The sequence below is a fragment of the Halomonas sp. BDJS001 genome (assembly GCF_026104355.1).
Classification (GTDB): Bacteria; Pseudomonadota; Gammaproteobacteria; order Pseudomonadales; family Halomonadaceae; genus Vreelandella.
In genome coordinates, this window is the sequence record NZ_CP110535.1 from 297504 (window position 1) to 315512 (window position 18009).

At 57.1% G+C, this 18009-nt stretch carries 17 protein-coding genes, 1 tRNA gene and 1 pseudogene; 14 read left to right on the forward strand and 5 right to left on the reverse strand.

Annotated features, from left to right (window positions below):
* Positions 1 to 26 precede the first annotated feature (26 nt).
* The 5 genes from OM794_RS01565 to OM794_RS01585 all read left to right on the forward strand — a co-directional run bounded on the left by OM794_RS01565 (position 27) and on the right by OM794_RS01585 (position 4445).
* The gene (locus OM794_RS01565) at positions 27 to 1817 is read left to right on the forward strand and encodes a terminase large subunit domain-containing protein (protein WP_226250288.1); all 1791 of its coding nucleotides are present in this window, start codon (positions 27 to 29) and stop codon (positions 1815 to 1817) included.
* Positions 1807 to 2868, forward strand: coding sequence for a phage portal protein (locus OM794_RS01570; RefSeq protein ID WP_226250289.1), 1062 nt, complete (start codon positions 1807 to 1809; stop codon positions 2866 to 2868). The genes OM794_RS01565 and OM794_RS01570 overlap by 11 nt, the downstream gene beginning before the upstream one ends.
* 123 nt (positions 2869 to 2991) lie before the next feature.
* Complete coding sequence (locus tag OM794_RS01575; protein ID WP_226250290.1) at positions 2992 to 3753, forward strand: DNA adenine methylase; 762 nt, start codon at positions 2992 to 2994, stop codon at positions 3751 to 3753.
* An 81-nt stretch (positions 3754 to 3834) separates the two neighbouring features.
* Entirely contained in the window at positions 3835 to 4188 is a 354-nt protein-coding gene (locus OM794_RS01580) for a hypothetical protein (protein ID WP_265154209.1), read from the forward strand.
* Positions 4189 to 4223: 35 nt separating this feature from the next.
* Entirely contained in the window at positions 4224 to 4445 is a 222-nt protein-coding gene (locus OM794_RS01585) for a hypothetical protein (RefSeq protein WP_265154211.1), read from the forward strand.
* A gap of 176 nt (positions 4446 to 4621) precedes the next feature.
* Here the strand turns inward: OM794_RS01585 and OM794_RS01590 are convergent, their stop codons facing one another.
* The 3 genes from OM794_RS01590 to ispB form a co-directional block, all read right to left on the reverse strand.
* Positions 4622 to 4888 carry a hypothetical protein gene (locus tag OM794_RS01590; protein WP_226250292.1) on the reverse strand — a complete coding sequence of 89 codons (267 nt, stop codon included), beginning with the start codon at positions 4886 to 4888 and terminating at the stop codon, positions 4622 to 4624.
* 115 nt (positions 4889 to 5003) lie between these two features.
* Positions 5004 to 5080, reverse strand: a tRNA-Pro gene (locus OM794_RS01595).
* 100 nt (positions 5081 to 5180) lie between these two features.
* On the reverse strand, positions 5181 to 6185 hold the full coding sequence (gene ispB, locus OM794_RS01600; RefSeq protein ID WP_226250293.1) for an octaprenyl diphosphate synthase: 1005 nt from the start codon (positions 6183 to 6185) through the stop codon (positions 5181 to 5183).
* 334 nt (positions 6186 to 6519) lie between these two features.
* Here ispB and rplU point away from each other — a divergent pair, with 334 nt between their 5' ends.
* From rplU to proB, 4 genes are all read left to right on the forward strand, one after another.
* A complete protein-coding gene (gene rplU / locus OM794_RS01605; protein ID WP_022520761.1) occupies positions 6520 to 6831 on the forward strand; it encodes a 50S ribosomal protein L21 in 312 nt (103 codons plus the stop codon).
* Between the two features lie 29 nt (positions 6832 to 6860).
* Complete coding sequence (rpmA, locus tag OM794_RS01610) at positions 6861 to 7118, forward strand: 50S ribosomal protein L27 (RefSeq protein ID WP_008957069.1); 258 nt, start codon at positions 6861 to 6863, stop codon at positions 7116 to 7118.
* Between the two features lie 193 nt (positions 7119 to 7311).
* Complete coding sequence (gene cgtA / locus OM794_RS01615) at positions 7312 to 8499, forward strand: Obg family GTPase CgtA (RefSeq protein ID WP_088702139.1); 1188 nt, start codon at positions 7312 to 7314, stop codon at positions 8497 to 8499.
* Positions 8500 to 8638: 139 nt separating this feature from the next.
* Positions 8639 to 9778 carry a glutamate 5-kinase gene (gene proB, locus OM794_RS01620; RefSeq protein WP_226250294.1) on the forward strand — a complete coding sequence of 380 codons (1140 nt, stop codon included), beginning with the start codon at positions 8639 to 8641 and terminating at the stop codon, positions 9776 to 9778.
* Positions 9779 to 9795: 17 nt separating this feature from the next.
* On the opposite strand, the gene OM794_RS01625 is transcribed toward proB, so the two are convergent.
* Entirely contained in the window at positions 9796 to 10791 is a 996-nt protein-coding gene (locus OM794_RS01625; RefSeq protein ID WP_413229691.1) for a DUF1853 family protein, read from the reverse strand.
* 219 nt (positions 10792 to 11010) lie between these two features.
* Positions 11011 to 11487 carry a PepSY domain-containing protein gene (locus OM794_RS01630; RefSeq protein ID WP_226250296.1) on the reverse strand — a complete coding sequence of 159 codons (477 nt, stop codon included), beginning with the start codon at positions 11485 to 11487 and terminating at the stop codon, positions 11011 to 11013.
* Between the two features lie 146 nt (positions 11488 to 11633).
* On the opposite strand from OM794_RS01630, the gene OM794_RS01635 reads away from it, so the two are divergent.
* The 5 genes and pseudogenes from OM794_RS01635 (at position 11634) to OM794_RS01655 (ending at position 17942) form a co-directional block, all read left to right on the forward strand.
* Entirely contained in the window at positions 11634 to 12002 is a 369-nt protein-coding gene (locus tag OM794_RS01635; RefSeq protein WP_226250297.1) for a PepSY domain-containing protein, read from the forward strand.
* A gap of 38 nt (positions 12003 to 12040) precedes the next feature.
* Complete coding sequence (locus OM794_RS01640) at positions 12041 to 12715, forward strand: response regulator transcription factor (protein WP_226250298.1); 675 nt, start codon at positions 12041 to 12043, stop codon at positions 12713 to 12715.
* Positions 12712 to 14087 (forward strand): annotated as a pseudogene (locus OM794_RS01645) (ATP-binding protein). The gene OM794_RS01640 and the pseudogene OM794_RS01645 overlap by 4 nt, the downstream one beginning before the upstream one ends.
* A gap of 19 nt (positions 14088 to 14106) precedes the next feature.
* Positions 14107 to 16026 (forward strand): alkaline phosphatase D family protein, encoded by a 1920-nt coding sequence (locus OM794_RS01650; RefSeq protein ID WP_226250300.1) that lies wholly within the window; start codon positions 14107 to 14109, stop codon positions 16024 to 16026.
* Between the two features lie 158 nt (positions 16027 to 16184).
* The gene (locus OM794_RS01655; protein ID WP_226250301.1) at positions 16185 to 17942 is read left to right on the forward strand and encodes a bifunctional diguanylate cyclase/phosphodiesterase; all 1758 of its coding nucleotides are present in this window, start codon (positions 16185 to 16187) and stop codon (positions 17940 to 17942) included.
* The last annotated feature ends 67 nt before the right edge of the window (positions 17943 to 18009 follow it).

Consider the following 18009-nt stretch of genomic DNA (forward strand, 5'->3'; position numbering starts at 1 on the left):
TCGCGCGCGGCGGGTACGCTGGCGACATGACGACGACAGCCCCCATCGAACTTAAAGAATCCCCACGTATGGCCGCCCGCCACCTGTATTGGCAGGGGTGGCGGGTTTCGCATATTTCCAAGCTGATTGGTGAGAAGCCCGCCACCATTCACAGCTGGAAAGCGCGCGATCGGTGGGACGATCTAACGCCCACCGAGCGGGTAGAGCATTCGCTTGAAGCGCGCATGGTGCAGCTCATCACCAAGCCGAAAAAAGAGCCGGTCGATTACAAGGAAATTGACTTGCTGGGTCGGCAGATTGAGCGGCTGGCCAGGATTCGCAAGTATCACGACACCGGCAGCGAGGCGGATCTAAATCCCAACATCGAACGCCGTAATGCCGGGCCGAAGAAGAAGCCTCGGCGTAACGCTCTGGAAGAAGAGCAGGTCGAGGCGCTGAATGCGGCGTTTCTGGAATCGCTGTTTGAGTACCAGGCGGTGTGGCTGGAAGCGGGTCAGAAGCACCGCATCCGTAACATTCTCAAAAGCCGCCAGATTGGGGCCACCTGGTACTTTGCCCGGGAGGCGATCGTCGATGCGTTCAAAACCGGGCGCAATAAGATCTTTCTTTCTGCCAGCCGCGCCCAGGCGCATATCTTCCGCAACTACATCGTGCAGTTCGTTAAAGAGGTGTGCGATGTGGAGCTTAAAGGTGACCCGATTGTTTTAGATAACGGCGCCGAGCTGCACTTCCTGGGTACCAACTCGAAAACCGCTCAGGGCTATCACGGTGATGTTTATCTGGATGAGTACTTCTGGATTCACCGCTTTGCCGAGTTCAGGAAGGTTACGTCTGGCATGGCCATGCATAAAAAGTGGCGGCAGACGTATTTCAGTACGCCTTCCAGCGTTGGCCATGAGGGGTACCCGTTCTGGAACGGTGAGCTGTTCAATAAGCGGCGTAAAAAATCCGAGCGCGCCGAGTTTGATGTCAGCCATGAGGCGCTGAAGAACGGCAAGCTGTGCCCGGATGGCCATTGGCGGCAGATCGTTACGGTGCTGGATGCTATCGAGGGCGGCTGTGATCTGTTCGATCTTGAGCAGCTGCGCATGGAGTACTCGCCGGAAGAATTCGACAACCTGCTGATGTGTGGCTTTGTCGATGACAGCCAAAGCGCCTTCCCACTGGCGGTGATGAAAGCCTGCATGGTCGATAGCTGGGAAGTGTGGGACGACTACCGGCCCTTTGCGCCTCGCCCGGTGGGTGATCGGGAAGTGTGGATTGGCTACGACCCCACCGGTACCGGTGAAGATGGTGACGGCGCGGGGCTGGTGGTGGTGCTTCCCGCGCGCTCGAGCAACGAAAAGCACCGGGTATTGGAGCGACATCGCTTGAAGGGCCAGGACTACGAGGATCAGGCCGCCTTTATCGAATCCTTCCGCGACAAATACAACATTGGCCACATCGGTATCGACACCACCGGCATTGGCGGCGCGGTGGCCGAGTACGTCGAGAAGTGGTTCCCCACGGTGGTGCGCTACCGCTATGACGTTTCGCTAAAAACCTCAATGGTGCTGCAGGCCCAGCAGATCATTCGTAAAGACCGGCTGGAGTTTGATGCGGGCTGGTCGGATCTGGCCGCCTCCTTTATGGCGATCAAAAAAGAGCTGACCGGCAGTGGCCGCCAGTTCACTTATGTTTCCGGCCGCAGCAAAGCGACCGGCCACGCGGATCTCGCGTGGGCCACCATGCACGCCCTACATTTTGAGCCACTCGACGGCCCAGCCAGTGAAGGCGCTGGGCGTTCCATCATGGAGTTTTCCGACGATGACGATTAACACCGCGGCGGCCAAGCCGCGCATTCGCGTGCCTGCGTATCAGGTTCAAAACGATACCGCCCCGGCGGTGGCCACCGGCAGCGGGCGGATGGAGGCGTTCACCTTTGGCGACCCCGAGCCGGTCACCAGCATGCGTGATGTTTGGTACGAAGGGGTGTGGCTAACGCCTGATGAGTGGTATGAGCCACCGATCCCGCTAAGCGTGTTGGCCAAGAGCTACCGGGCCACTGCCCACCACGGCAGCGCCTTGCAGGTGAAGCGCAATATCCTGCTGAAAACCTTTATTCCCCACCCGCTGCTGAATCGCCGTACCTTTAGCTCGCTGGCCCTCGACTACTTGGTGTTTGGTAACGGCTACCTTGAGGACGTGCGCGGGCGGTTAGGGAGGCGGCTGGGTTTGCAGCATCGCGGCGCTAAGTATATGCGTCGCGGTGAGAATGACCGCTATTGGTGGGTACCCAATTATATGGAACGGGTAGAGCTTCCCGCCGGGCGAACCGTTCACCTATTAGAGCCGGATATCGATCAAACCATCTACGGGGTACCGGACTATATCGGCAGCTTACAAAGCGCCTGGCTTAACGAATCCGCCACCCTTTTCCGCCGCCGCTACTACCTGAACGGCAGCCACGCGGGCTTCATCATGTACGTCAACGACCCGGCTCACGATCAAAAAGACATCGACGACATGCGTAAGGCGCTGAAAAACAGCAAAGGCCCGGGCAACTTCCGCAACCTGTTCCTTTACTCCCCCAGGGGCAAAAAGGACGGTGTGCAGATCATCCCGGTCTCAGAGGTCGCGGCCAAAGACGAGTTCTACAACATCAAAAACATCACCCGAGACGACCAATTGGCTGGGCATCGAATCCCGCCACAGCTAATGGGCGTGGTGCCTCAAAACGCCGCCGGATTTGGCGATGCGGAAAAAGCCGCCAAGGTGTATGTGGCCAACGAGCTAGAACCACTCCAAGCCACTTTTAAAGAGATAAACGAGCATGTGGGGGAAGAGGTGGTGAGGTTCGATCCGTATTTGCTGGATCTTCAGGCATAAAAAAGCGCCTGGCATTCCAGGCGCTAATCGCTCTTTCATCCTTGAAAACAAAGGGAGCATCCGGCCCCGCAAGCGATAAAAAAACTATACCCTAAAACTGTATGTATGAACAGGTATTCAAGGATGATGAATCGACCGATTTTGCCCTGGATGGGCGGCAAACGCCGCTTGGCCAAACAGATCTTACCGCTGTTTAAACCGCATACTGCCTACGTGGAACCATTCTGCGGTGGGGCAGCGCTCTTCTTTATGAAAGCACCCAGCAAAGTGGAAGTGATCAACGATGCGCATGGAGAGTTGGTTAACCTCTACCGCATCGTGAAGCACCACCCTGATGAACTGGTGAAGCAGTTCCGGTGGGGGCTGATTAGCCGCGAAGAGTACCTCACTCAAAAAGAGATCGACCCACGCCACCTAACCGATATCCAACGAGCAGCGCGTTTCTTCTACCTGCAGAAGCTGGCCTTTGGCGGCAAGGTCAGCGGCCAAACGTTTGGCACCTCGGCGGTATCACCGCCGCGCATGAACCTACTGCGCATTGAGGAAGATCTCAGCGATGCCCACCTACGCTTATCCAGGGCGGTAGTCGAGCATCTGGATTGGGCAGAGTGCATCCGGCGTTATGATCGGAAAGGCACGCTGTTCTATCTCGACCCGCCATACTGGGGCACCGCCGGATACGGCTGCGACTTCCCGTTGGAAGAGTACTACCGCATGGGCGAGCTCGCCCGAACAGGGCAGGGTCAGTTTGTGATCAGCGTCAACGACACGCCGGAGATGCGCGATGCTTTCAAAGGGCTAACTCTACAAACAACTTTAATTAGGTATACTGTGGGGCAGCAAGCGACCGAGCCACGCGGAGAGCTCATCATCACTAACCGCTAAACCTCTAGCCAGCTATCTAACCAACGCCAAGCCGCTCCGAAAGGGGCGGCTTATTCATTGTCTTTTGGATGGAAACAAACAATGGTTGAAGTATTGCTTACCTTGATTCCTAGGCTTTTAAACAGAAAGCCAAAGCTCGACGAAGTGATTGAATCGTTAAGTGTTTATCAAAATGATCGGAGAAAACTCTGTTCTCAATTGAGGCTTGAGGATGCTTTTTACAAGGCATTCAAAAAGAAAGTATCGGCTAAGTTAATTGAGAAAATTGCTTCAACTAATTGGGGGCCTAGGGAATCGTTGATGATTTTTGGTCAAGCCTCCCCAGCAGTGACATGTGATTTCACTACACACGAAATGAAAATTCATAGAAGGATAAAATTGCCAGAGGAATGGCGTATGGGTATAGAGTTTCTAAGCGGCGTTTTATTCTTTTAGCAGGTGTAGCGTTATTTTTTTTAGGAACATACACGTTGTACCTGCTAGTAGGACACATTTATTTTAATGATATTAAAACGCTCTATGACACAGGGTTAAAAGGGTTTGCTCTACTTTTTCAGTCAAGCCTAATGGGTTTCGGGGCGACAATTTTTGGAGCTATGTTTACTCACCTTGGCTGGAGTTTGATCGGCAGTTTAGAAAGTGATGCTAAGGTTCTTGAGTTAGAGGGGATGCTTAACCAGACGCCAGACTAGGTCTTCATTACCCACGCCGCGCCATCGTCACCCCGCCCCGCCCGCGCGCTAAATGTAGTGGTTTTTATGCACCCCTGCGGCAGGCACTCAGACCGCGCCAGTGCTGGGCGGCAGGGTGGCTATAAGGGGTGTTGTTTTTATGCGTTTTCACGCAGATTTATGCAGTTTTGCAGTGCCTAGCTAAACGGCGTGAGGTAGTGAGCGGCAAGCATTTCTAAGATGGGTTTTCGGTGGGCATCCCAGGTTCGATCATCGACCAGATGCGCCATGGAATAAGGCATTTCAGCGTAGGTAATCCATAGCTCATCGGTTTCTGAAGGTAGTAAGCCGATCTTGGCGCGCCGGTTCTGTGAGCGGATTTCAAACCAGGCGTAATGGTCGCCGTTCTTATCCTGGCGTAGGCGGTAGGTGAAGCGGGTGAACTTTTGCGATGACATTGCCATTAGCTACCTCCCTTCCAATGTTTTTATTTTGCTACCTATTTGCTACCTAGAGCCATTACCAACAAAAAACGGCCACTTGCTGTATTTGCTAAGTGGCCGTTTTTTCTGGAATTTTTGGTCGGAATAGCAGGATTCGAACCTACGACCTCTGCCTCCCGAAGGCAGCGCTCTACCAAGCTGAGCTATATTCCGATAGCTGCCGAGCCGTGCTTGTCTGCGCCCAACAACGGAGGTGGATAATACTTAGCCAAGCGTGTTTTTTCAAGTCCCCGGCGGTGTGTTCTAGCAATTTTTATGCTTGGCGATCAACCGCTAAGCGGGCCAGTTGGGCCATGCTGTCGCGGTAGGTGCTGGGCGGTAGGGCGTCCAACTGCTGCAGGGCTTTGTCGGCCATCTCTTCGGCGCGCTGGCGGGTATAGTCGAGTGCGCCTGTGGCGTGAATAATGTCCAGTACGGCGTCGAGCTGCTCAAGCCCGCCATTGCGAATCACCTGGCGAATCAGCTTGGCCTGTTCCGGCGTGCCTTGCTCCATAGCGTGGATCAGCGGCAGCGTCGGCTTGCCTTCGGCGAGATCGTCGCCCACGTTTTTGCCCATGGCATCGGCGTCGCCCTGGTAATCCAGCAGGTCATCAATCAACTGGAAGGCAAGACCTAAGTAGCGGCCATAATACTGCAGCGCGCGCTCCTGTTCCGGCGTTGCCTCTGCCAGCACGGCACCGCTATGGGAAGCCGCTTCGAACAGCATGGCGGTTTTGCCCAGAATGGTCTCGAAGTAATCTGCCTCGGAGATGCTGGGGTTGCCGATGTTGGTTAACTGCAGCACTTCACCTTCCGCGATGATGCAGGTAGCGCCGGACAGGATCGCCATAATGCGCATTGAGCCCACATCGACCATCATCTGAAACGAGCGCGCGTAGAGGAAGTCGCCGACCAGTACCGACGGCGCATTGCCCCAGGCGTCGTTGGCGGTTTTCTTGCCCCGGCGCATATGCGACTCATCCACCACATCGTCGTGGAGCAGCGTGGAGGTGTGCATAAACTCAATCAATGTAGCCAGCGGGATATGCTTGTCGCCGGTATAGTCGAGTGAGCGGGCGGCCAGGAGTGCCAATAAAGGGCGCAGGCGCTTGCCGCCGCTTTCGGTAATGTATTGGCCGATTGTTTCAACCAAGGGCACTTTAGAGTTGAGCTGCTCGACAATTGTCCGGTTGACGGCTGCAAAATCATCGGCCACCACGGCGTGCAGCGGTGAAGGCGTGGGGCTGTCAGGCTGTGCTGAGGAGACGTTAGCGGTCATGGGATACGTTCATCGCGGCAGATTGAGGCGGTAAGTCCCGCCCATAATGGGGGTCATGCTATGGGGCTGCCTGTTAGGCGTCAAGACACGCACGGTGGCCGCACTATTATATGCCGTTATAAACGGAGGGTAGTGACAATTGACAACGGCCGGTGGTCTTGTGGTAAGAGACGATAGTCGTTATAATCCGCGACCCACTCATCTTGCTCCCTGTCAGATGGCTCCAAAAGGGGCGCCACTCGCAGCAGGTCGATAAGAGCACGACTCGAAAGAGCGTAGGAGATGAGTGCCGTTTAAACGTTAGAACGGCATTAACGACAGTCCGGAGAGCGACATGTACGCAGTTATCAAAAGCGGTGGTAAGCAGTACCGCGTTCAAGAAGGTCAAACCCTCAAGCTCGAGAAAATCGAAGTCGCTACCGGCGAAACGATTGAGTTTGATGAAGTGCTGATGGTCGCTGACGGCGATGATTTCAACATCGGTGCGCCGATGATCAGTGGTGCTAAAGTCTCCGCCGAAGTGGTTTCCCACGGCCGTGGCGATAAAGTCACCATTATCAAGTTCCGTCGTCGTAAGCACCACATGAAGCGTCAGGGCCACCGCCAGTGGTTCACTGAAGTCAAAATTACCGGAATTTCTGCGTAAGCGGTCAATTCCCTTAGGAGGATTTTGCAATGGCACATAAAAAGGCAGCAGGCTCCACGCGTAACGGTCGCGATTCCGAGTCCAAACGCTTAGGTGTAAAACTCTTCGGTGGCCAAGCGGCGACTGCGGGTAACATCATCGTGCGTCAGCGCGGCACGCGTTTCCACGCGGGCACAGGCGTTGGCCTTGGTCGTGACCACACGCTGTTCGCACTGAGCGACGGTTTTGTGAAGTTTGAGACCAAAGGCCCGAAAAACCGCAAGTTCGTTAGCATCGTTTCTGCCTAAGCGGCTAGAGCTATGCTCGCGGTTGCGAGAGAAAAAGCCCCGCTATGGCGGGGCTTTTTTGTCGGTCAAATCTCTTTTCCAGTACCCTCTACCACGATGTCTTTATCAGTATTCGGGTGGCAATAAAGGGTTGGAAAAAGATTTGGTAAACAGCAGTGCATATTAGGGCGGCGGAAGCGGCCGGGAGAATCCAATGCAGTTCGTCGATGAAGCCTCGATTATTGTTGAGGCGGGCAAAGGCGGCAATGGCTGTCTGAGCTTTCGCCGCGAAAAATATGTGCCCAGGGGCGGCCCCGACGGGGGCGATGGCGGTCACGGTGGCAGCGTTTACCTGATTGGTGACGATGCCCTTAATACCCTGATCGATTTTAAATTCCAGCGCTTCTATAAAGCCCAGAATGGGCAGGGCGGCATGGGCCGTCAAATGAGCGGTAAGGCCGGCGAAGACCTGCACGTCAAAGTGCCGGTGGGCACCACTGTGATCGATGAAGACACCCTGGAAGTCATTGCCGATGTCACCGAAATCGGTCAGGTGGTGCTGGTAGGCGAAGGTGGTCGGCGTGGGTTGGGTAATATCCACTTTAAATCCTCGACCAACCGCGCACCGCGTCGCACGACACCAGGCACCGAAGGTGACCGCCGTAACCTGCGCCTGGAAATGAAGGTAATGGCCGATGTGGGCCTGCTGGGCATGCCTAACGCGGGCAAATCGACGCTGATTCGCTCGGTGTCTGCTGCCAAGCCCAAGGTCGCCAACTACCCGTTTACGACCCTAGTGCCCAACTTGGGCGTGGTAAAGCTGGGGATGCATGAGCACTTCGTAATGGCCGATGTGCCAGGCTTGATCGAAGGGGCGTCAGACGGTGCCGGTTTGGGGTTGCGCTTCTTGAAGCACCTTACCCGTACGCGACTGCTGTTCCACGTGGTCGATGTGGCGCCGTTTGATGAGTCTGACCCGGTTGAAGCAGCCAAGGCGATTGTCCATGAACTGGGGCAGTTCTCTCCGGCGCTTTCTGAGCGGCCACGCTGGCTGGTGCTGAACAAGTTTGACCTGCTGCCGGAAGATGAGCGTGAAGAGCGCGCCCAGAAGATTATTCAGGCGCTCAACTGGGAAGGCCCGGTATTCCGTATTTCGGCGATCAGCAGCGACGGCACCGATAAATTGGTGCAAGCGGCCTACCGCTGGTTGACCGAACAGCGCCGTCTTGAAAACGAAGATGAAGAAGCGCTGGCACGCGAAGAAGAGATGCGCCGCCGCATGGAAGAGGAGTCGGTCGCACGTACGGAAGCGCGTCTGGGTCGTCGGCGTAAGCGCGACGATGAAGATGACGAAGACTTCGATGACGATGATTATGATGTTGAAGTCGAGTACGCCCCTTAGTGATATTGAGCGGGTGCACTCGGTTGTCAGTAAGGTAGTAAGCTTAAAAGGGCTGCGTTCGCGCGGCCTCTTTTATGGGCGTCTGATCAAATTGTAAGTATATGATTAAGTTGCCAGCGTCTGATTGAGGGGGGGTCGCATGGAAAGTAACGAGCAAATCCTGGGGCGCAGCGCGCTCATCCGCGCGCGGCGGGTCGTGGTGAAGATTGGCAGTGCGCTGCTGACGAATGATGGCCGCGGCCTGGACGAACCCGCTATCGGTGGTTGGGTAGATCAAATTGCCGCTCTGCACCAGCAGGGGATTGAAGTGGTACTGGTCTCTTCTGGCGCGGTGGCGGCGGGCATGGTGCGTCTTGGCTGGCAGGTGCGCCCCAGCGCGGTGCATGAGCTGCAGGCAGCAGCGGCGGTAGGCCAAAATGGCCTGACTCAATGCTACGAGCAGCACTTTGCCCGCCACGGTATACTCACCGCGCAGATTCTGCTTACCCATGATGATCTTTCCAACCGCAAACGCTACCTGAATGCGCTCTCGGCGCTGCGTACGCTGGTAGAGATGCGCGTGGTGCCGGTGATCAATGAAAACGACACCGTGGTCACTGATGAGATTCGCTTTGGCGATAATGACACCCTTGGCGCACTGGTGGCTAACCTACTGGAAGCGGATGCGCTGCTGCTGCTGACCGACCAGGAAGGCCTGTTTGACGCCGACCCCCGCCACAACCCCAATGCCCAAATGATTGCCGAAGGGCGCGCCGACGATCCGCGCTTAGCCGCCGTGGCAGGCAGCGGTGGCGCGCTGGGGCGGGGCGGTATGAGTACCAAAGTACGCGCGGCGCAGTTAGCGGCGCGCTCCGGGGCGGTCACGGTGATTGCCAGTGGCCGCCAGCCCGACGTAATCAACCGGATAATGGCGGGCGAAGCTCTGGGCACGCTGCTGCGTCCTGACCAAGTGCCCATGGCGGCGCGTAAGCGCTGGCTGGCGGGTCAACTGCAGGTGCGCGGCACACTGGTGCTGGATGCGGGAGCAGTCAAAGTATTGCGCGATAAAGGCTCTAGCCTGTTGGCAGTGGGTGTGCGCAGTGTGCAGGGCAGCTTTAAGCGCGGCGATATGGTGGTGTGTGTGGATGAGCAGGGTGCGTCTGTGGCCAAAGGGTTGGTGAATTATGGCGCTGATGAAGCGCGCCAGTTGGCCGGTCAGCCAAGTCACCAGATTGAGGCTATCCTGGGCTACGTAGAAGCCCATGAGCTGATCCATCGCGATAATCTAGTGGTTATCTAGGGGGCTCTGACTGTTATTTAGTCGCGAACGCGGGGCGGCAGAGGCACTTGTCGAGGCCAGTCATCGGGCACTATAAATAGCCGCTGGTAGCGTTGTTCACCGTGCTCTCTCGTTGGGTAACACAGCATTACTTGCTGGGGGGAGCGCCAGGTATTGACCCGATCAATCACGGTTGGCAGTACCTCTGCCGCAGGGCGAAAAACGCTGGCTGGCGGCGGTGCCAGCCAGTGGGGCTTTTCCAGCCCTACCATACTCGGCATGGCGGAAAAGCTGGCTGATAGGGTCGGCCAGTCACGCAAGTAACACCAGATACCGCGGCGATGATCTGCCGTCGCGCCTTCCGGTGCTGGCATAGCGGCATGCCAGGGGTAGTAAAGCACGCCGGGCATCGCCAGCCGCTGAGTTAACTGTTCGCCTAAACGCAGATCAGAACCACCCAGATCCCGTGGCGTAAGCCAATGCGCGAGGGTTTCCAGTGCGGGCGCCGTGGTGGAAAGGGGGAGTTGGTGACGTTGCAGATGAGTGCACTTAAGCGCCAGGCTGTCTAACCCGCCGGGGCCAATCCAGCGGCTTTGGCTATTGGCTGCTCCAGGCCCTTCGGGCAGCCCCAGGTAGAACTTGATAGCGACTTCTAAATGGATCGGCGCTGGATTGTCGCGGGTTCTGTACAGCATATCCAGCTCGCCCAGGGTGTTGCGCTGTCGGGTGATTCGGACATTTCGGGCGAGCAATCGCGTATTGGGTGCGTGATCCAACAACGTATGCCACAGGCGTTCGTGGTAGTGCCCCATACGCGTCGCGCGGCTCCCATTCAGGGCCGTTAGCGGTGGCCGGCCAAGTTGACCCAGCCAGGGCAGTAGTGCACCCACTAATCCCAGTTCTTTAAGTGTTGGCCGGCCTCCACAGGGAATCGGTGGTGGCAGCTCCACAAGGTCAGGTGTGGCGACCAGCCAGGCTAAGTCGCGTAGCACGGAACTCAATAGTGCTGAACTGAATAGCGCTGAATCGCCCAGCTCGGGGTTGCACGGCACTGAGTTGCCGACGCCTGAAGCTAGCGCCGACGAGCCGAGTTCTTCACTCTCCAGCGCACCGTTAACGCCTTCGTTCAGCACAGATTTCTCCTCAATACCCTGATAAGGTCGGCACTATCAATTTAGCGACATGCTTTATCAGCCTACCATAAACGCAGCGGGCTCCCCGTGGGGAGCCCGCAAAGCGACTAGCTGGAAAAATTAATCGCGGTCAATTTGCGTCACTTCGGCAGAGCCCTGACGCACGCTGATTTCTAGCTCACGGCCATCTTCACCGCGGCCTTCAATATCGATGATGCCGCTCTTATCGATATCGAGATCTTCAAATTCAACCATACCCTCCTGGCTAGCCACGTCCAGTGCTTGACGGATATCGTCTTCGCTCATACCCCAGGCACCGCTAATCAGGCGCTCACGTTTCTCTTGTAGGGTCTCACCGTTATCGAGTGAGAATTCCACGTCGGCGTACCACTCATCGTCCAGCCAACCTTCCACTTCTAAGCGGCCCCGGCTTTCAATGCTAATTTCTTCGTAGTGGCTGAAACCGTACTCATTGGCGTGGCTCAATACGTCATCAATGCGATCCATCGGCAGTGAATCGGCCTGGGCACTACCGGCAGCCGCAGCAAGCAGCAGCGCAGAGGTCGGGATCAGCAGCATTTTTTTCATGGTGTTCATAGCAAATTCCTTCTTTACGTATCTGTACGAGATTGAATGAACGGCATTCAGCGAATGCGACAGTGGATTTATATCACCACGATACTTTCCTTAAGCTGACAAAGCTGTTCATCTAACGTTCATGTTGCCTTTGGCATGCTGACGCTATGAGTAAAATCCTACGCCACTTCAAAAAGCTACTGCGCAGCGTCCCGCGTGGCTCTCGCTGCAACGTCACTGGGTTAACCTTGGTGCTGTTGCTGGCGGGTAGCGCGGTGGGCGACCAGCATTGGGAGTCACTACACGGAGAAGTACGCCGCGGCGAGGTCGTGCCCCTCGACACTATTTTGGATTGGCTGGAAGCTAACTACATCGGTGAAGTGTTGGAGGTTGAGGTGGAGCGCGAAGGGGGGTACGTCGAGTATGAGATCAAATTGCTTGGCCCCCAGGGCCAGGTTGTCGAGTTCGAGTTTGATGGTCATAACGGCCAATTGATGGCCATTGAGGGGGTGCGTATCAATGATATGCGCCGCTAGCCTGTTGATGTCACTTGCCAAAAAAGGGTAGTTAGCCGATGAAGTGTTTGTTGGTAGAGGATGACCAAGCGCTTGCCCGTGAACTTAGCCAAGCGTTGCGCGACGGAGATTGGCTGGTAGAGCATGCGGCGACTGGCCAGGAAGCCGATTTTCTGGTGCGCACGGAAGCCTACGACACGCTGATTCTGGATGTCGGTCTACCCGATGGCGATGGCACCCGCTGGCTTTCGGCATGGCGGGAAGATGGTATCGACCTGCCAGTGTTGATCCTTACCGCCCGGGAGCGCTGGGCCGATAAAGCGGCCGGATTTACTGCCGGGGCGGATGACTACGTCACAAAACCCTTTGAGTCCGCGGAAGTCCTGTTTCGCCTACGTGCCCTTGTGCGTCGCAGCCACGGCCACGCCCATCCAGTACTGAAAGTGGGTGAGCTGAGTTTGGATACCCACACCCAACACGTTACCTTGGCAGGTCGACCGGTGGGGTTAACCGCCCAGGAGGCCCGCCTGCTCGGCTATTTAATGCACGCCGCACCGCGGGTGGTGAGCCGCACCGAACTCTCGGAGCACGTTTATGACCGCGACCACGAGCCGGACTCCAACGTGATCGATGTTCAGGTCAGCCGCCTGCGCCGCAAGCTGGGCAGTTGGCGCATTGCCACCCTGCGTGGCCAGGGATACCGGCTATTAGCAGAAGAGCCTGCTAACGAATGAGACAAGACACCACCGCATGGAAAGATCGCTGGGCAAAACGTTCTATCAGCGTGCGGCTGCTGCTGGCCGTACTAGTGATGGTGGGGTTGGCGCTGCCTGTTGCGGGCACGCTGCTCTCCCACCATTACCGCGCCTCAGCCACCCAGGCGTTCGACGAGCGTCTGGAGGCTACTCTCAACGTCATTATGGCGGGCGTTACCTACGACCGTGTAGAACAACAGCTTGTTCACGACTGGGCCCTGGGCGACCCGCGTTTTGACAACGTCTACTCCGGTTGGTACTGGCAAATCACCGATGGCGAGGAGAGCACCCTCGCCTCGCGCTCACTGTGGGATCAGCGCCTGCCGGTGATTGATAGCGACACCCTTAGCGCTCGCTCGATACCTGGCCCCCGGGGCAATCGCTGCGAGTGGTGGAGCGCGATATCTATTTGGCGCCGTTAGAAGCGCCGCTGCATATTAGCGTCGCCGCCCGGGACGATGTGTTGACCCGCGATATTGGCGAATTTCAACGCCTGCTGTGGGGCGGTTTAGTCGGCCTGGGCGTGCTGTTACTTGGCGTATTGGCGCTCCAGGTACGCTGGGGGCTAGCGCCACTGCGCCGCATGCACGCCAACCTGCATGAGGTAGAGCAGGGGCGTGCCGAGCAGTTAGACACCCGTTTGCCTGACGAGTTGGCGACGCTTGCCGCCTCAATGAACGCGGTGCTGGCACGCGATCAGCGCTTGATCGAGCGCGGCCGCCATACCGCTGGCAACCTAGCCCATGCGCTGAAAACCCCGCTGAGCGTGATGCGCCTGCAGCTACGCCAACTGCCGGAAACGAACCGCGCCGCCTGGGAGGTTGAGCTAGAACGCGTAGATAGCGCGGTACGCCATCATCTGGCGCGGGCATCGGCAGCGGGAGAGGGGATACGCTTTGCGCCCATCGATTTACATGCCACCCTGGCGCCGCTGCTCAATGGGTTGGCCAGGCTTGCCCAGCGGCGTGGCATTGCGCTGCGCCAAACCTGGACGGGTGAGATTAATGTGCACATGGATGGGCAGGATATCCAAGAACTGGTGGGTAACCTAATGGATAACGCGCTGCGCTGGGCGCATAGCGATGTGCAGCTACAGGTAGAGAGTGAAGGGCAGCAGTTAACCTTGACCGTTAGCGATGATGGCCCTGGTATGTCGGAAGCAGAGTGCCAGCAGGCGGTGCAGCGCGGCAAACGGTTGGATGAACAGCGCTCGGGCAGTGGCTTGGGTTTGGCCATTGTGACTGACCTTGTTGCCCTGTACAGCGGCCAACTGCACCTTAGCCGCGCCAGCACTGGCGGTTTAAACGTGGCGGTGGCACTGCCCGTCGTCGCGGGTAATCGTCGCGTGTAAATAATGGAGACCGCACCGAATGAATCGCACAGATACGCTGCCCGATATAGTCGCCGGCCCCCTATTAAGACGCATCAGCGCTGCACGGCTGGTACTTTGGCTCGTCGCCACTCGGCCACTGAACATGACACTGGTGCTGCGCCCAGGGCACGCCGATAGCCAGTCGATTGGCTTGGCGCATCACCAGCAGTGCATCCCCATCGGCCAGCGGGCCTTTATCTACCTAATCGATTGTGGGCTTGAATCGCCGCTGCCCTGCGACGAGCGCATCGAGTATGACCTGCAGGTGGAAACTCTACAGGGCGAGTGGCGCTCTTTGCCCGAGTGGGCACCGTGGCTGTGTTATGACGGTGCCGCCTATCCCGCCTTTGTGGTTGCCTCGCGCCATCACCGCCTGATGCACGGCTCCTGCCGCAAGCCTCATCACGCCAGTGCCGATGGCCTGGTGCGCGCCGACAGTTGGCTGTCTGAGCAGCAGGCAGCGCCCACCGAGTGGCCCGCTTGGCTGCTGATGACCGGTGATCAGGTGTACGCCGACGATGTGGCCGGGCCGATGCTGCGGGCAGTGCATGCGTTGATTGAACGGTTAGGGCTGGTGGATGAGTGGCTGGAAGGCGCGACGGTCGACGATAGCCAAGCGCTCTACCGCTCGCCGGATAGCTACTATCGCCGTGCAGAGCTACTGCCGGATGTGACCAGCAACGTGGCGCTGCGCGAACGCTTCTTCGGCGGTGTCAAAAAGCCCGTGTTTACCTCGGCGAATGCCCATAACCACTTGATGACACTAGCCGAAATGCTCGCCATGTACTGCCTGGTGTGGTCGCCGACGCCCTGGCAAGTGATTGCGCCTACGCCGCCTGACTTAAACGACAAAGATGCCGAGCTGTATCGTCAGGAGCAGGCGGTGATCGATGACTTTGTTGCGGGGTTGCCCCAGTGCGCACGGCTGATGGCGCACCTGCCCAGCCTGATGATCTTTGACGACCACGATGTCACCGACGACTGGAACTTAACCTCCGACTGGGAGCGCGCCGCCTACGGTCACCCGTTCTCTAAACGCATTATCGGTAATGCCCTGGTGGCCTATCTGCTCTGCCAAGCCTGGGGTAACGACCCGGGTAAAATGAACCCGTTAGTCCACCACGCCTCCACTCTGCTGGGCGATGGCGACCAGCCGCTAGTCTGTGCCGAGCAGGATGGGCTGATTGAACAGCTGCTGCGTTTTCAGGGCTGGGAGTTTCAGGTGCCGGGCACCCCCGCGCTGATTGTGCTGGATACCCGCACCCGCCGCTGGCGCAGTGAGCGCAGCCCCCACCGGCCTTCGGGCTTGATGGACTGGGAGGCGCTAATGGAGATGCAACAGGCGCTAATGGGGTTCAAGAGCGCGGTGATTGTCTCTCCCGCGCCGATGTTCGGCGTCAAGTTGATAGAGGGAATTCAAAAGCTGTTCACCCTTGCCGGTAAGCCGCTGGTGGTGGATGCTGAAAACTGGATGGCCCACCGCGGGGCAGCCAATACGCTGCTGCAGATTTGGCAGCACTCCAAGACCCCAGGCAACTATGTGATTTTATCCGGAGATGTGCACTACTCGTTTGTCTACGACATTTTGGTACGTCGGCGAAAAAGCGCTCCTCACCTGTGGCAGATTACCTCCAGCGGCATCAAGAATACGTTTCCCAAGCAGCTACTCAATACCTTTGATCGGCTCAACCGTTGGCTCTACGCGCCGTGGTCACCGCTTAACTGGTTTACCAAGCGCCGTAAGCTAAGCGTTCACCCCCGTGATCCCGATCGCGCCAGCGCCGGTGAACGGCTGTGGAATGCCAGCGGCATTGGCTTAGTGACCCTTGACGAGAAAGGCCGCCCGATCAACATCCGTCAGCTCGACGCTGACGGCGGCGAGGTTCTCTTTCCTGCTCCCGAGAAGATCCTTTCATGACCTCTGTTTAGCGCCAACTGCCTGACGTCCTTGATGTTTGTCATGATAGCGTCACAAAAATGACGCACGCTTGCAGCTTATCAACAGCCTCCAGGGAAGGTGACGCATCATCGACACCACCGCTGGTGATTAGGGTGGCAGCAGAGGGCAGCAGGCAAATGACCGCACAAGAAGCGCAGTGGCTAAAAAAAATCATTGCACAAGAAGAGTTGCATGTGCTTTTTCAGCCCATTGTGGATGCCAGCCAGCAGGCGATTTATGGCTACGAAGCACTGATCCGAGGGCCTAAAACCTCGCCGCTGTACTCCCCGTTACGTTTGTTTGAGGTGGCTACCCAGGCCGGGAAGTTAGTCGAGTTAGATTTGCTTTGTCGGCGCCTCGCCATACAGCGTTTTGCAGAGCTCGACCTGCCCGGTTTGCTGTTTCTTAACGTGATGCCGCTGACGATTGTGGAGCGCGACTTTCGCGAAGGCTTAACCCTTGGCTTTATCCGTGACAGCGGTTTGCCCCCAGAGCGGGTGGTGATCGAACTCACTGAACATGTGCCCATCCATGACTATGAGCTAATGCGCCAGGCGGTGGATCACTACCGCACCATGGGCTTCCAGGTGGCGCTGGATGATCTCGGTGCCGGGCACTCAAGCCTGCGCCACTGGTCTGAGCTGCGCCCCGATTTCGTTAAGCTCGATCGCCACTTTATCTCCGGCATCGATCAGGATCCTGCCAAGCGAGAATTCCTACGCTCGATCCTCGATGTGGCCCGTAGTCTGGATTGCCAGGTCATTGCCGAAGGTGTGGAGACCGCCGCCGAGCACCTCTGCCTGTGGGAGCTCGACCGCGGCCTCGCGCTGCTGCAAGGCTTCTATTTTGCCCGACCCACCCAGCAGCCGCCGTTGGAACTCAATATGCTGCTGCCGGCGACCACCCATTTAAAAAGTCCCGCTGGCCGCACCGCCCGCTCAATTTTGCGGGCTACCGAGGCCATCACCACGGATTGCGCAGTGCCGTATATCTCCGAACGATTTCGTCAACAGCCCAGCTTGCGCTGTGTGGCCGTGCTGGAGAATGGCAAGCCCGTAGCGGTGGTGCGCCGCAATGCATTTTTAACCCTGTTTACCAACCCCTACAGCCATTCACTTTATGCCAAGCGCCGTGTGCTGGACGTTGCTGATGCACGCATGCTGGTGGCTGAAGCGGATACCCCGCTTGAGGTTTTGAGCCAGAAGCTGACCGATAGCCGGGATATCGAGCAGGAGGACTTTGTTATCGTTAAGGCTAACGGTGACTACCTGGGGATGGGCAATATCGTTGACCTGTTACGTGAGATTACCGCGATTCAGGTGCGCCAAGCGCGGCATGCCAACCCACTGACCGGCCTACCGGGGAATATTCTGATTAATGAAACCCTGGCTGCCTATTTAGCCGCCGAACGCGGGTTTGCCGCGGCCTACGTTGATTTGGATAACTTTAAAGCCTTTAACGACGCCTATGGCTACGCCCGCGGTGACCACATCATTATTTCGCTATCGCGGCTGCTGCAAGCCCAGGTAGAGAACGCCGGGGGATTTATCGGCCATATTGGCGGTGACGATTTCATGATGCTGCTGCCGCTTGAGCACTGGGAAAGTGTTTGTAAGCAAATTCTGCACTCATTCGAGGTGATGGCACCGGGTTTCTATGAAGAAGCCGACCGCCTTCAGGGCGGGATTTACATCGAAAACCGACAAAATAGACTGACGTTTTACCCTTTTGTCAGTGTCTCGATTGCGGTGAAGCCCATCCCCGATGCGACCAACTGTCGATCGCTGGATATAGCGGGTGAACTTTCCGAGCTGAAGCATCAAGCCAAAAAAATCCCTGGCAACAGTCTGTTCGTGGAGCGTCGCGGTCACGATGCTGCTCAAGCCACACATTAAAGATGCCTGCGTCAAAACGTCACGAAGTGGTCATATAAGTGCCCCATTTTTGTCATCTGGAGTCGTC